Consider the following 14,633-nt stretch of genomic DNA (forward strand, 5'->3'; position numbering starts at 1 on the left):
GACAAGGGATTCCTTGATCTCAGGCAGCCGTTCGACGGCTTCGTAGATGTCGGCCGACCCCATACGTACGCCCTGGCGGTTGAGTGTGGAGTCGGAGCGGCCGTGGATGACCACTGAGCCGCGCGAGGTGAGCGTGATCCAGTCGCCGTGGCGCCACACTCCGGGATAGGTGTCGAAATAGCTGTCGTGGTAGCGGCTGCCGTCGGGGTCGTTCCAGAAGTGGATGGGCATGGACGGCATCGGGTTGGTCACCACGAGTTCACCGACCTCGTCCACGAGGGGGTTTCCGTTCGGGTCCCAGGACTGGAGGTCGGTGCCGAGTCCGGGCGCCTGGAGTTCACCGATGTGCACCGGCAGGGTCGGCACGGCTCCTGCGAAGCAGGAGCACACGTCCGTGCCGCCGCTGACGGAGGCGATCCACAGGGCTGCCCCTTCCTCCGCGAACTCGTCGTGCAGCCAGCGGAATCGACAACCAACCCCACAAGTCCCCCCGTTCGCCTCGGGCCGTCCCCCGGGTCGTGCACCTTCCCAATCCCCTATGAACCTTGGGAGACGGCACCATGACCCAGCAGTCGGTACGGCCAAGGCCCGTCGAGGCGCCCTCAGGCGCCCGATCCCCCCTCGACCGCTACTTCCACATCACCGCCCGCCACTCCACCCTCGCCCGTGAGATACGCGGCGGCATCACCACCTTCATGGCGATGGCGTACATCCTGCTCCTCAACCCGCTGATCCTCTCCGGCAAGGACGCCGCCGGAAACACCCTCGGCCAGCAGGCACTGATCACCGCCACCGCTTTCGCGGCAGCCCTCACCACGCTCCTCATGGGCTTCCTCGGCAAGGTCCCGCTCGCCCTCGCGGCCGGCCTGTCCGTGTCCGGTGTCCTGTCCTCGCAGGTGGCGCCCGCCATGACCTGGCCGCAGGCGATGGGCATGTGCGTGCTGTACGGCGTCGTCATCATGCTGCTGGTCGTCACCGGCCTCCGCGAGATGATCATGAACGCGATCCCGCTGGCGCTGAAGCACGCGATCACCATGGGGATCGGTCTGTTCGTCGCGCTGATCGGCCTGGTGAAGGCCGGCTTCGTCCACCAGGGCGCGGCGACCCCGCTCTCGCTGGGCCCCGACGGCGAACTCGCGGGCTGGCCCGTGCTGTTGTTCGCCGCGACCCTCCTCCTCATCTTCATGCTCCAGGCCCGGGGCGTCCCCGGCGCCATCCTCATCGGCATCGTCAGCGGTACCGTGCTCGCCGTCGTGCTCAACGCGGCGGACGTCATCGACCCCGGGCAATGGGCGAGCGGCGCACCGGAGTTGCACGGCAGCGCGGTGTCGATGCCGGACTTCTCGCTCTTCGGGGACGTCGAGTTCGGCGGCTGGGGGCAGGTCGGCGCGATGACGGTCGGCATGATCGTGTTCACCCTCGTCCTCGCCGGCTTCTTCGACGCGATGGCGACGATCATCGGGGTCGGCACGGAGGCCGAACTCGCCGACGACAGGGGCCGGATGCCGGGCCTGTCCAAGGCGCTGTTCATCGACGGCGCGGGCGGGGCGATCGGCGGCGTCGCCGGCGCGTCGGGCCAGACGGTGTTCGTGGAGTCCGCGACGGGCGTGGGAGAAGGCGCCCGCACCGGCCTGTCCTCCGTCGTCACCGGCCTGTTCTTCGCGGCCTGTCTGTTCTTCACCCCGCTCACGGCGATCGTGCCCGGGGAGGTCGCGGCGGCCGCCCTGGTGGTGATCGGCGCGATGATGATGTCGAACGCCCGGCACGTCGACTGGGCCGACCGTGCCACGGCCGTCCCGGTCTTCCTGACCGTCGTGATCATGCCGTTCACGTACTCGATCACGGCGGGTGTCGCGGCCGGCGTGATCTCGTACGTCGCCATCAAGGTCGCGCAGGGCAGGGCGCGGGAGATCGGTGCGTTCATGTGGGCCCTGACAGGCATCTTCTTCGTCTATTTCGCCCTCAATCCTCTTGAGGGCTGGCTGGGCGTGCGCTAGCCGAGCCCCGCAAGCCGTTCCTCACCACCGTCGTCAAGGAGACCGAGATGCTGGACATCGCCGAAGAACTGCACCGGTGGGTCGAGCAGGGACGTGACTTCGCCGTGGCCACCGTGGTGGCCGTGAGCGGCAGCGCGCCCCGCCGGCCCGGCGCCGCCCTCGCGGTGGACGCCGACGGCACGGCGATCGGCTCGGTATCCGGCGGCTGTGTGGAGGGCGCGGTGTACGAGCTGTGCCGACAGGCCCTGGCGGACGGCGAGTCGGTCCTCGAACGCTTCGGCTACAGCGACGACGACGCCTTCGCCGTGGTCCTGACCTGCGGCGGTGTCATCGACATCCTGGTGACGCCGGTACGGGCTTCGGCGCCCGTGCGTTCCGTGTTCGCGTCGGCGCTGGCCGCCGCCGCGAACGGGGAGGCGGCGGCCGTGGCGCGGATCGTCTCCGGCCCGGGAGAGCTGCTGGGCCGGGCCCTGCTCGTCGGCCCGGACGGTTCGTGCGAGGGCGGCTTCGGCGGGCATCCCGAGCTGGACCGTACGGTGGCAGCCGAGGCGCGCGCCCAGCTCGACGCGGGCCGCACCGGCACCCTGGAGATCGGAGAGCGGGGCTCTCGCTGCGGAGCACCGCTCACGGTTCTGGTCGAGTCGTCGGTGCCGCCGCCCCGGATGATCGTTTTCGGCGCGATCGACTTCGCGTCCGCGCTGGCCCGCATGGGCAAGTTCCTCGGCTACCACGTGACCGTGTGCGACGCCCGCCCGGTGTTCGCGACGCCCGCCCGTTTCCCCGAGGCGGACGAGATCGTCGTCGAGTGGCCGCACCGCTACCTGGAACGGACGGCCGTGGACGCCCGTACCGTCGTGTGCGTCCTCACCCACGACGCCAAGTTCGACGTACCCCTGTTGCGGCTCGCACTGCGGCTGCCGGTGGCGTACGTCGGTGCGATGGGCTCCCGCCGGACCCACCTCGACCGCAACGAGCGGCTGCGCGAAGTCGGCGTCACCGAGCTGGAGTTGGCGCGCCTCAGGTCACCGATCGGGCTGGACCTGGGCGCCCGTACGCCAGAGGAGACCGCGTTGTCCATCGTGTCGGAGATCGTCGCCGAGAGGCGTGGCGGCAGCGGGGGCTCGCTGACGGGGGCGCACACGCCGATCCATCACGACGTCACCTCGGCGTCCGCACCGGTGGGGCGGATCGGTTCGGTGGCCTGACGTCACTCGAACGTCGGTGGCGGATAGGCGAGTTGGACCCCGTGGGTGCCCCTGCGCGTGACCAGGGTGCCGCGTCCGGGCGGCAGACGGGTCGGTTTGACGCTGCCCAGCAGGAAGCCTTCGGCGGGGTCGCCGGAGAGCATGAGCCCCTGCGCGCCGAGTTCCTTCAACCGGGTCACGAACGGTTCGTACTGAGCCCTCGACGCACCGCCCGAACTGCGCGTCAGCACGACGCGCAGGCCCAGATCGCGGGCGAACGGCAGATACTCGATGAGCGGCGCGAGGGGGTTGCCGCTGCTGGTGGCGACCAGGTCGTAGTCGTCGACCAGCAGGTACACGTCCTTGCCCCGGTACCAGCTGCGGTCGCGCAACTGCTCGGCCGTCACATCCGGGCCGGGCATCCGGGCCTGCAGGACTTCGGCCAGCTGTCCGACGACCTCGGCGACCGGGGGCCCCGAAGGGCAGTAGCTCAGCAGGTACTCCTGGGGCACCTCGCCCAGCAGCGACCGCCGGTAGTCGACCACGAGCAGCTGGGCCTCCTCCGGCGACACCCGCGCGCGGAGCTGGCGCACCAGCAGCCGTAGAAACGAACTCTTCCCCGACTCGGACTCGCCGTAGACGAGGAAGAAGGGGTCGTTGGAGAAGTCGAGGAACACCGGGGCGAGACTGGCGTCGTCGATACCGACGGCCATGGCGCGGCCGGGGGAGTCGTCGGGGCCGGGGAGTCCGTCGAGGGGGACCAGGGCCGGAAGCGTGCGTACGGGCGGGGCCGTCGGGCCCTGCCAGTGGGCGTGAACGGCCGCGACCAGGCTGTCCGTCGTCTCGCCGGTGAGTTCCCCGGCGGCCTCCGCCCCCATCCTCGGCAGGGCGGTCACGAAGTGCAGCTTGTCGCGCGCCAGGCCGTGACCCGGAGCGCCCAGGGGGACGTACTGAGCCTGGCGCCGGTCGATCTCGGACTCCGTCGGATCACCGAGACGCAGCTCGAATCTGCTGAACAGAAGATCGCGCTGGGTCAGCCGCAGCTCCGTGGAACGGGAGACGGTGACCATCAGATGCACGCCATGGGCCAGGCCATGGGTGGCGATCTCCGTGACGACCGGTTCGAGCGCCTCGAAGTCCCGCCGGAGGGTCGCCCAGCCGTCGATGACGAGGAAGATGTCGGCGGCCAGGGGCTGGTCCGGCCATTCGCCCTCGGCACGGCGCCGGCGGAACGTGCGGATCGAGTCGATGCCGTGCGCGCGGAAGAACTCCTCGCGCTCACCGAGGACCCGGGAGAAATCGGCGACCGTACGTCGCACCTGGTCCGGGTCCAGCCGGGAGAAGACGCCGCCGACATGGGGCAGTCCGGCCAGGGCGGCCAGTCCTCCGCCGCCGAAGGCGAGGCAGTAGAACTGCACTTCGGCGGCGGTGTGGGTGAGGGCGAACGACGTGATGAGTGTGGCCAGCAGGGTCGACTTGCCCGACTGCGGTCCACCGACGACCAGGGCGTTCCCCTCGGTCCCGGACGCGTCCAGGGAGATGACGGTGCGCCGCTGGTGGAACGGCTCGTCGGCCAGTGCGAACGGGGCGCGGAGGAGCTCGGATCCCGGGGACCGCAAGCCGTGCCGAGAGGTGAGGGCGACCTTCGCGGGGAGCACCTGATCGAGGGTGGGCGACTCGTCCAGCGGAGGCAGCCAGATCCGGCGGGCGGCCGGGTCGGCGGCCCGCAGATGTTCGACGGCCATGTCCACCAGCGAGGCGTAGCCGTCGGCCGGGTCCGCGTTCGGCACGGAGGCGGACACGTACGAGGCCTTGAAACGGATCAGTACGTCCGTCGTGTCGGCCTTGAGGAACCCGGCACCCGGGTCCGACGGCAGATCGTAGGCGTCGGGATGGCCGAGCACCGCGCGGGACTCGGCCAACGAGAACGTGCGCAGCCCGATGCGGTACGACAGATGGGAGTGCAGCCCGACCAGTCTGCCTTCCTCCAGGCGCTGCGAGGCCAGCAGCATGTGGACGCCCAAGGCCCGGCCGACGCGGCCGACCTGCACGAGCCGGTCGATGAAATCCGGGTGCGCGGAGAGGAGTTCGGAGAACTCGTCGATCACCAGCACCAGCGTGGGCAGGGGTTCGAGGTCGTCCCGGGAGGCGCGGGCCTTCTGGTAGTCGTGGACGCTCGCCAGACCCGCGGCCCGCAACAGCTGCTGGCGGCGGGCCAGTTCGCCGCTGATCGTCTCGCCCATCCGGCCGACGAGCAGGGGATCGTCCGCCAGCCCGTTGACGATCCCGGAGATGTGGGGCAGGTCCGCCAGCGCCGCGAACGTCGCGCCGCCCTTGAAGTCGGCCAGCAGGAAGGCCACTTCCTCCGCCGAATGGCGCACGGCCAGTCCCAGGACGATCGAGCGCAGCAGCTCGGACTTGCCGGAGCCGGTCGCGCCCACGCACAGACCGTGCGGGCCCATCCCCCCGTGGGCGCTCTCCTTGAGGTCGAGGAACACCGGCGAGCCGTCCTCGCCGAGCCCGATCGGCACCCTCAGCCGGTCCTCGGGAGCCGGCCGGGCACGCAGGGCCGCGAGATTCGGTGAAGCCGTGTTCTCGACCCCCAACAGGCCGGTGAGCGGGGGTTCTTGTTGGTCCACGGAAGGCTTGGCGGGCGCTTCGGTGCTCTCCGGGGTCTGCAGCGCCGCCCATCCGGCCCGTATCGACTCCGCCGTCCCCGCCAGCGACTCCCGCGCCGCAGCCGGGCCCGCCCCGCCGTCGAAGCGCGGCACCGCCACCCGGAACCGCCGACGCCGGGACAGCGCCCAGCCGACCGAGATCCCGGACGCCAGTGAAGGGTCGAAGAAGGACTCCTCCGGGTCGTCCAGGGCGAGTTCGAGCCGGGTGCCCAGCAGTCCGCGGAGGTCGGTGGTGAAGTCGCTCCAGCGGCGGGCCGTGACGACCAGATGGACACCGTAGTTCAGACCGGTGTTGGCGAGCCGGTGGACCGTTTCCGCGAAGTCCGGATGCTCCCAGGTGAAGTCGAGCCAGCCGTCCACCACGAGGAAGACGTCGCTCGCCGCCCCCTCCTCGATCCGGCCCGTCATACGCAGCGCGCGGAACGCCTCGATGGAGTCGATGTCGAGGTCGCGGAACAGGGTGCGCCGGGTGGAGATCACCGCCCTGACCGCCGTGAGGGCTTCCTCGACCGCGCTGTGCTCGTGCGGCGCCGCGAACGTCCGTACGTGCGGCAGCGAGCGCAGCACACCGAGCCGGTTGACCGCGCCCTCCAGCAGATAGAACTCCGCCTCGTGCGGGGTGTGGGTCAGCGCCAGCGACATGATCATGGAGCGCAGCAGGGTGGTCTTGCCGCTGCCCAGTTTGCCGACGACCGCCGCGTTGCCGTCCCGGCCGGCGAAGTCGACGCACATGGGATCGCCCCCGGTGCTGTTCTCCAGCCTGCCGACGGGCACCAGCAGCCGGGACGCGCCTTGCCACGCGTCGCAGACGAAACCCCGGTCGACGGTCTCCACGGGCGGCGGCAGCAGCGAACCGAGCGTGAGTTCGTCGGCCAGGGCGGCACGGGCGGCGGGGCCGGCGGACGCGTCGATCCAGGGCGCGTAGGCGAGAGCGACATTCCCCTCGCACTGGCCCGACTTGGTCGGCGTCTGCTCCGGCCCCGCCTGGTTGACCACCGTGTCGTGGACGAACGTGTACAGCTCCTCCGGGGTGATCACCCCGTCCCGGTTCTGGTCGGCGAGGCCGCTGCGCAGCCCCTCGATCACGGCTGCCGTGAACCTCGGGGCCGACAGGCTGTTGTCGACACTGAGATGATCGCCCTCGTAGGCGTACTCCAGGGCCGTCGACGCCGTGATGACGAACGTGCCGCGTCCGGCGAGCGCCTTCTCGACGTCCACGGGGGCGGGGGACATGGGGGAGCCCCGGTGGAAGAGCCCGCTGTAGCAGCAGTCCAGCAGCACGATCTTGGTGCGGGCCTCGCACTCGTCGAGCAGCTGGTGCAGCAGCGCGGCCGGGACGGCGGTGGTGTGCGGGCGCTGCAGTCTTGTGCCGAGCGTGGCGAAGAACAGCCGGTCGGCGTCGTTGCGGATGCCGTGGCAGGCGAAGTAGAGCAGGACGAGATCGTCGGGGTCGCGGTTGCTGAGGACCTCCTCGATCGCGGACTCGATCTCATCCTTGGGCCTGTTCAGCAGTTCGAGCACCGGCTCGAAACGGCCGATCGACCGGTCCTCCAGCAGGACCTTCAGCTCGGTGGCACCCCGGGCCGGCCGTCTGAGTCTGCTGAGCCCCGGATCCTGGTACCCGTCAGTCGCGACGAGCAGTGCGATCCGGCGTCCCGCCATCGCCAACTCCCGGGTCGCTGTTGGTGTTCGGGCCGGTCGCGGCGGCCCCGGGATCGGCCGGGGCGCCTGCCACCGCGGCCGTCCCCGCCTCGATCCGCGCGGTCACCGCCTCGACCAACGCCTGCTGGTCCTTGGCGGACAGGGCACCGAACGATCCCTTGTGGCCGTCGATCTCCCACTCCACCGACCGTGCCTTGGAACGCTGCACGAAGGCGACGACGACGTTGCTCAGCGCCTTGAGCGCGGCGGCGGAGAAGGCGCCGCTGACCACCAGCACCGCCAGATCGTGCCCGACTCCGGCCATCGACTCCTCGGGCGCGGCCACGGTCCCGCGTTCGACCCGCAGGAGGCCGAGGGTGCGCAGATCGCCGTACAGACTGCGGACCTGACGGTCCGTCTGCTCCGCGGTGGCTCCCGGACCCGAGTCGATCCGAAGCTCCAGCCGCACGCTGTCCTCGGGCACGCTCTCCCCTTCCCCCGGCCGGCCGTCCCGCCGGCACCGAAGTCGATCGTAACGTCCGTCACCCCGTCCTCAGCAGCCGGTTCACCGCCCGCCCGAACACATACCGCGACGCCCCCTGAAGCGGGCGGTCGAACAGCGACGGCAGCAGGCGTACGCGCAACTCCTCGCGCCAGATCACCCGTGAGCGGCCTCCCGGGCCCGGGCGCACCTCGATCTCCGCCCAGCCCAGGACGAGCCGGCCGCGTTTCTCCAGGCGGCACAGTCCCGGCGTTCCGTCCGTCGGGGGCCGCCAGACGGTGACCTCCATCCGGTCGTCGAAGGAGAGGGGTCCGATCCCCGAGCGGGCGACGAACACCGTGCCCTCGTGGGTCGGCGGGGCGGTGAGCACCGTGACGCGGGTCAGGGGGACCACGGAGGCGTGGCGGGGCCACTCCGTGAGCCGGCCCCAGGCCTCGTCGAGGGGGAGCGGCACCGTACGTTCGAGGAGGAAGTTGACCACAGCACGATCGTAGGGAACCCGCCGGTTCCGCACGGCACGTTCCCGGGTCGTGCGGCCCGTGTTCGACCAGGACGCACCCCGGGTTGACGGGTGGCGCGGCGTCACGGGGCGGCGGGCCCGGGGTGAGGCTGTGCCGCGACGGCCGCTTCCGCCTCCGCGCGGTGTACGACACGATGGGCGCGACCTCGTGACCCGTGATCCGCACCCCGGCTGGAGGGCACCGCGTGGACCGTCAACTGCACGACAGACTCGACGAGTTGCAGAGCGACCCCTATCCGCACTACACCCGCGCCCATGCCGCCGAAGGGCTGACCTTCGTCGCCGAACTCGACGCCTGGCTGGTCGCCCGGGACGCCGACGTACGCGAAGTGCTCCGTCGCGACCAGGACTTCTCGTCGGCAGGTGCGCTGCGCCCCGACGTCATGCCGGCGCCCGCCGCGCTCGCCGTGCTGGGCGGCGGCTTCGGCGGGCGGCCCGTCGTCGTCGGCGCGGACGGTACCCGGCACCAGGAACTGCGCGCCCCCATCGTCAAGGGCCTCTCGCCCGCCCGGGTCGCCGCCGTCGTGCCGTACGCCGCCGAGCGTGCCGCCGCCCTGGTCGACGCGTTCGTGAACGGCGACCCGGACGAGGGCGGTGAACACCTGCGCGGACACGTGGAGTTGATGTCCGCGTACGCCCGCCGACTGCCCGGAGAGGTCATCGGCGGGATCGTCGGACTCGACCCCGCCGACGTGTCGGCCGTCGTGCACGGCGGGTACCGCGCCGAGGAACTCCTCTTCCGGCCCCTCCCGGAGGACGAGCAGATCGCCGTCGCCCAGGACGTCGTCGCCACGCAGCACATCCTCGACCGGTACGCCCGCGCCCGGCACGCCGAACCCCGCGAGGACCTCTGCACGGAGATCGTCGCCTCCGTCACCGTCACCGTCCCCGGCGACAGCGAAGCCGGCGACGACAGTCCCGAACTCACCCTCGACCAGCGCCACGAGGCCGTGTCCCACCTCCAGAACCTGCTGATCGCCGGACACCTCACCACCTCCGCGCTCATCGGTACGACAGTCCTCCATCTGCTCCGGCACCCCGCCCAGTGGGAGCTGCTGTGCACGGAACCCGACCGCATCCCGGCGGCGGTGGAGGAGGCCGCCCGGTACGACACGGCGCTCCAGGGATTCCGCCGCGTCACCACCCGCCCGGTCACCCTCGCGGGCACCGAACTCCCCGCCGGAGCCACGCTGTTCGTCGCCTTCGGCGCCGCCAACCGGGACGGTGCGCGGCACCCCCACGCGGACGAGTTCGACATCACCCGCAGCCCGGTACGTCACCTCGCCTTCGGTCTAGGAGCTCACGCCTGCCCCGGCTCCCAACTGGCCCGTGAACAACTCCGGCTCACATTGGAGGAGTTGACCAGCCGCCTGCCGGGCCTGCGACTGGCCGGGGACCGTCCGGTCACGATGCGCCCGACGATGATCCATCGCTCTCCTCGGAGCCTCCATCTGACGTGGTGACCGGTGCGTGATCGGTGCACGGGTCCTGGTCCGACCTCCGGCCCCTCCCGGGGCAGACGATGGAGGGGACTGCTGCTCGCCGATCCGGCACTCGCCCGCACCGGCCTGCCGGGCGGGCGGGGCCTTCGCGGCCGTGACCGTCCTGCGCGCCTGCGCACGCCCCGACTCGCTCGACGGCCGCGCTGTGCGCGTGGATGCAACCGCCGCGCGCGTTCCTGGCCCCCGGGAAAGCGGCTTACCCGCTCGGGCTAAGCGCTCCGGCGGAAGTGCCGAGCCGCGCCGTCGTTCGTCCGCGGCGCCGAAGTGGCTGGTCGCGCGGTTCCCCACGCCCCTTCGGGGAGCTGCCGGACCGTGGCGGAACGCGCTCGTCCGGCCCCGTGCGTCCGTCCACGCCCCGCCCGTGTGACGTATCTCTGGAGGCATGTCCCTGTCGGTGAGGACGCATGCCGGTCCGTCGAGGAGGCGTTGTGGCGAGAACCCGAGTCCGTATCCCCCGTACGAGGGTGGCCGTGGCCCTGGGGTTCCTCCTGGTGGCGCTGGTGCCGACGGGAATCGCCACGGCCGCCGCCGCGCCCGAGCCCTGCACCGCCGGTACCGGCCCCTACCAGCGCGAGCTGGAGGAGCATCTGAAGCTGCCCGTGGACGGACGGCAGACGCCCGCCGACTGCGAGGCGGTCCGCACCTTCCAGAGCCGCAACGGCGTGCGGCCCGCCGACGGTTACGCGGGCCTCACTACCTACCGCACGATGCTCGTCGTCGAGGCCCGCGCCAACCCGAACGCGGCAGGGAAGTGTCCCGTCCGCACGTACCGCGTCGCCTGTGTCGACCTGACCCGGCAGCTGATGTGGGTGCAGACGGGGAGCCGGGTCGTGTACGCGCCCGTGCCCGTCCGCTCGGGGCGCGACGGCTACGAGACCCGCACCGGCTGGTTCACCGTCTACTGGCGGGACCGCGACCACTACTCCGACCTCTACGACAACGCGCCGATGCCGTACTCCCAGTTCTTCAGCGAGGGCCAGGCCTTCCACGGCACCCCCGGCGACCTGTTCACCGGCGGCTCCCACGGCTGCGTCAACCTGCGCCTCGACGACGCCGAGCGGCTGTGGAACACCCTCGCCGAGAACGACGCGGTGTACGTGTGGGGCGAGAAGCCGGGTACGGAAAGGAAGTTGACGCCTCGGCCGACCAAGCCCGCGGACCTGGTCACGCCAGCAGACGTGCCCCCAGATCCTCACCCGGAAGGGCACCCGGAAGGACGTACGCCACCGCCGAACCCCGGTGCTCGATGAAGCGGCTCAGGTCGTCCGTCGCCGTCATCCGGTGCTGGACGCGGGCGAACAGCGCGGGGTCCCGCATGAAGGCGAGGAACAGCAGGCCACGGTCGTCCGGCCCGGCGTCGTAGCCGTACCCCCGGCGCAGCATCCGAGCTCCGGCGTCCAGCCGGGGACTGGCCGCCCGTACGTGCGACCGCAGCGGGATCACGTACTTGCCCTGGGGTGTCTTCGCGAAGATGTCCACGTCGTCGTGTTCGTGTTCCTGCCCGAGCGGCGCCCCGCTCGCCCGGTGCCGCCCGATGATCTCCTCCTGCCGCCGTGTACCGAGCCGCGCGAACCCGGCCACGTCGATGTGGATACGCCGTACGACCAGGTAGGTGGCGTCGTCGGACCACACCCAGCGCTCGCACTCCTTCGGCGTCGGGTGCTCCGTGCCGTCCTTGAAGCCGAGGTGGTTGCGCGGTGTCTGTCCGGCCGGGGCCGGTGCCAGGGACCCGGTCTGCCGCCAGCGTGGGCGCAGGGTGTCGCCCGCCAGCCGCGTGAGCGCGCTCGCGGTGGCCGCCGTGACACGCGGGTCGTCGGCGCAGAGCTGGAGCAGCAGATCGCCGCCGCCGAACGCGGGGTCGAGCCGGTCGTCGGGAAAGGGCGGCAGCTCGCGCAGCGCGTCCGGCGCGGCGACGCACAGGAGCCGGGGGAGCCGGGACCCGATCGCCACGGTCGCGGTGAGCCGGGCCTTCCCGGCGCCCGCGATCACCGAGCCCTCAGCAACCCCCTTCACACGTACGGGACTTGGAGGCGGTACCTCGCCGTCCAGGGTCTCCGCCAGGGCCCGCGTCCACCGCCCCAACACCTCCCGCAGGGCACGCACGCCTGCCGCGCCCTGGACCGCCGGGGCGAGGTCGTAGGCCGTGACGAGTGCGGAGGTCTGCTGGGGGGTCGTCACGCCGGCCTGGCGCGGACCCCGGAAGCGGAACACCGGCGGGCCGGCGGCGGCGGGACGGGAGCGTGCGTCGTCGGTGCACGCGGAGACGGTCGCGGCGAGGGCGCCGAGGGCTGCGGCGCGGGTCAGGACATCCCGGCGTGCGGGGTCCGACGCGCCGTCGGGCGTGGGGAAAGAGGCATGTGCTGTCATAGGAGTGAAAGGGACGATACATCTGCGTTCGTGCCAAACAATCTCTTTCAGCGAACCGGACGAACCGTGTCACGGGGCCTGTTCGTCGCCGCCCTCCTCCTCGTGGGCGCCACCGCCTGTGCGGGCTCCCCGCCCCGGGGCTCGGGCGGACCCGAACCGGTGTCGGTCGTCCGGGTGCCGCAGGACACCAACTCCCTTCAGAACGCGGTCGACCGGGTCCGTGAGGGCGGGCTCGTACTGGTCTCACCCGGCGTCTACCGGGAGAGCGTGACCGTCTCCAAGGCGCGGGTCGTGCTGCGCGGCCTCGACCGCTCCCGGGTGGTCGTCGACGGGGAGTTCGAGCGCGCCAACGGCATCACCGTGACCGGCGCGGGCTCCGTCGTGGAGAACCTGACCGTCCGAGACCACCTCGCCAACGGCCTCCTGTTCACCGGCGTGACCGACCCGTCCGCGCTACGGGCAGGCCGCGCCGGGGGCTCGGCGTACGACCCGCTGGACACCGTCAAGTTCCCCCCGCTGAAGGGGTTCCGGGCCTCCTACGTCACCGCGTACGACAACGCGCTGTACGGCATCTACGCGTTCGACGCCCGCAGCGGGGTCATTGAGCGCTCCTACGCCTCCGGACACGCCGACTCCGGGATCTACGTCGGCCAGTGCCGCCCCTGCGACACGGTCGTGCGGCACAACACCGTCGAGCACAACGCGGTGGGCCTGGAGGTCACCAACGCGTCCGAACGGCTCTACCTGTTGGGCAACCGGGCGAGCCGCAACCGGGTCGGTCTGACCCTCAACTCCAACGACCTGGAGGCGCTCGGCCCGCAGCACGGCGCGGTCGTCGTGGGCAACACGCTCACCGACAACAACGACGACGCCAGTCCCGAACAGGCCGACGGCGGCTTCGGGATCGGGGTCGGGGCGGGCGGCGGGCGGGCCAACGTCATCGAGCGCAACCTGATCAGCGGAAACAAGGCGGCCGGAGTGCTGCTGAGCGACGTACAGGGCTATCCGGCGCGAGCCAACACCGTGCGCGCCAACCGCGTCACCGGCAACGGCACCGACCTGGTCCTCGCCACCGGCACCCCGGCCGGCAACTGCTTCACCGGCAACGGCGAATCGCTGACAAGCCCGCCAAAGCTGCCCCGCGAGACGCGCTGCGGAAAGGGCGCGGCGGGCGCTGCCCGGGCGGAACCGGACACGGGGCTCGTCCGCGACCCCCTGGGCCACCCGAACCCGGTCCAGGCACCCCCGGGCATCTCCTTCCAGGACGTCCCGCCACCCCCGAACCAGCCGACCATGCCCGAGGCCGCAACAGCTCCGGCGAGCGCAGCAGTAGGCCTGCCGGGCAAGGTGACCCCGGGGAGATTCTCGTTGCCGGGGGAGTGAATCAAGGGGCGCGGGGAACTGCGCGACAAGCCACAACGAACCCGCAGCCGCTCCACGCACCTTCACCCCTCCCCCCAAGGCGCTCCGGGCAACGAACTGACCCCTCGAACCCGAACCCCACCCAGATCCATCGTGATAGTCCTCCCCTTACCAAGATCGGCCCGCACGCGCCGCAGACCCCCCTCGTCGTCGACCCAGTACGACAGGGGGGACCGGGCAGAGCTGTAGGCAGACGCGTTGGGTCGGGGCCGCGGCCCCGAGAACACGTCGTACCGCCGACCGTCCACGCGCTCGTCGCGCAACCGCAACGGCCCCGACTGCGCGAGCAGTTGCGCGTTGTCGGGCCGGTCGGCGCCCAGCGACAGAGCCAGCCGCAGAGCCGTGTCCAGGGGCGCGGCGCCGAACGCGCGGCGCGTCCACGCGGTCGGCTTCAGCCGCCCCGCCGCGCGCAGCGCACCCCCGGCGGGCGGTGTGGGGGCCCCGTCGGCCACCGCCAGCCCGCTCTGGTCCCAGGCGAGCAGCCCGCCGTCCGGACGCCCGGCGCCCGTCACCTCGTACCAGCCGACGGCCCGGTGTCTGCGGTGGTCGACGACAGCGCGCACCACGGCCGAGCCGTCGCCCGACGCCGCGCGCAGGGTGATCTCGGAGGGGCTGACCCGGTACGTGCGGAATCGGGCCAGTGCCATCCGCTCGGCCTCGTCGGCGGAGAGGGGCCGGGGGCCGGGATCGCCGCCGCCGGTGAGGAGAAGACCGGCGCAGGCCGCCGCCGCGAGGGCGCCCACCGCCCACCAGGTCCGCCGTACCCTTCGCGCCCCTTGCGTCTTCTCGGTCGTACCGCTCCTGATGCGTCGCATGGGAC

At 71.7% G+C, this 14,633-nt stretch carries 9 protein-coding genes and 2 pseudogenes; 5 read left to right on the top strand and 6 right to left on the bottom strand.

What is annotated here, in order from left to right; genetic code table 11:
• Positions 1-465, bottom strand: a pseudogene (locus tag STRTUCAR8_RS41660) (acetoacetate--CoA ligase); the annotation flags it as partial.
• Positions 466-560: 95 nt separating this feature from the next.
• Here STRTUCAR8_RS41660 and STRTUCAR8_RS41665 point away from each other — a divergent pair.
• Together STRTUCAR8_RS41665 and STRTUCAR8_RS41670 are read left to right on the top strand one after the other, a co-directional pair.
• Positions 561-1,997, top strand: coding sequence for an NCS2 family permease (locus tag STRTUCAR8_RS41665; RefSeq protein WP_006382438.1), 1,437 nt, complete (start codon positions 561-563; stop codon positions 1,995-1,997).
• 47 nt (positions 1,998-2,044) lie between these two features.
• The gene (locus STRTUCAR8_RS41670; protein ID WP_006382441.1) at positions 2,045-3,202 is read left to right on the top strand and encodes an XdhC family protein; all 1,158 of its coding nucleotides are present in this window, start codon (positions 2,045-2,047) and stop codon (positions 3,200-3,202) included.
• Positions 3,203-3,204: 2 nt separating this feature from the next.
• Here STRTUCAR8_RS41670 and eccCb read toward each other — a convergent pair whose 3' ends face one another.
• Genes eccCb through STRTUCAR8_RS41685 form a run of 3 tightly spaced genes read right to left on the bottom strand, consistent with a single transcriptional unit; the run spans position 3,205 to position 8,483 of the window.
• Positions 3,205-7,521 carry a type VII secretion protein EccCb gene (eccCb, locus tag STRTUCAR8_RS41675; RefSeq protein ID WP_006382433.1) on the bottom strand — a complete coding sequence of 1,439 codons (4,317 nt, stop codon included), beginning with the start codon at positions 7,519-7,521 and terminating at the stop codon, positions 3,205-3,207.
• Entirely contained in the window at positions 7,484-7,984 is a 501-nt protein-coding gene (locus STRTUCAR8_RS41680) for a hypothetical protein (protein WP_006382435.1), read from the bottom strand. The genes eccCb and STRTUCAR8_RS41680 overlap by 38 nt, the downstream gene beginning before the upstream one ends.
• A 58-nt stretch (positions 7,985-8,042) precedes the next feature.
• The gene (locus tag STRTUCAR8_RS41685) at positions 8,043-8,483 is read right to left on the bottom strand and encodes a hypothetical protein (RefSeq protein ID WP_006382434.1); all 441 of its coding nucleotides are present in this window, start codon (positions 8,481-8,483) and stop codon (positions 8,043-8,045) included.
• Positions 8,484-8,707: 224 nt separating this feature from the next.
• Here STRTUCAR8_RS41685 and STRTUCAR8_RS41690 point away from each other — a divergent pair, with 224 nt between their 5' ends.
• Positions 8,708-9,985: a cytochrome P450 gene (locus STRTUCAR8_RS41690; protein ID WP_006382432.1), complete on the top strand. Its 1,278-nt coding sequence runs from the start codon at positions 8,708-8,710 to the stop codon at positions 9,983-9,985.
• Between the two features lie 443 nt (positions 9,986-10,428).
• Positions 10,429-11,145: pseudogene (locus STRTUCAR8_RS41695) on the top strand (L,D-transpeptidase family protein); the annotation flags it as partial.
• A gap of 43 nt (positions 11,146-11,188) precedes the next feature.
• On the opposite strand, the gene STRTUCAR8_RS41700 reads toward STRTUCAR8_RS41695, so the two are convergent.
• Positions 11,189-12,391 (bottom strand): Dyp-type peroxidase, encoded by a 1,203-nt coding sequence (locus tag STRTUCAR8_RS41700; protein ID WP_006382437.1) that lies wholly within the window; start codon positions 12,389-12,391, stop codon positions 11,189-11,191.
• Between the two features lie 66 nt (positions 12,392-12,457).
• On the opposite strand from STRTUCAR8_RS41700, the gene STRTUCAR8_RS41705 reads away from it, so the two are divergent.
• Positions 12,458-13,774, top strand: a complete 1,317-nt coding sequence (locus STRTUCAR8_RS41705) for a right-handed parallel beta-helix repeat-containing protein (RefSeq protein WP_006382440.1) — start codon at positions 12,458-12,460, stop codon at positions 13,772-13,774.
• A gap of 62 nt (positions 13,775-13,836) precedes the next feature.
• On the opposite strand, the gene STRTUCAR8_RS41710 is transcribed toward STRTUCAR8_RS41705, so the two are convergent.
• Positions 13,837-14,633, bottom strand: a 797-nt coding sequence (locus STRTUCAR8_RS41710; RefSeq protein ID WP_158697496.1) for a hypothetical protein, incomplete at its 5' end; no start/stop codon positions are given.

The sequence above is a fragment of the Streptomyces turgidiscabies Car8 genome (assembly GCF_000331005.1).
GTDB lineage: Bacteria > Actinomycetota > Actinomycetes > Streptomycetales > Streptomycetaceae > Streptomyces > Streptomyces turgidiscabies.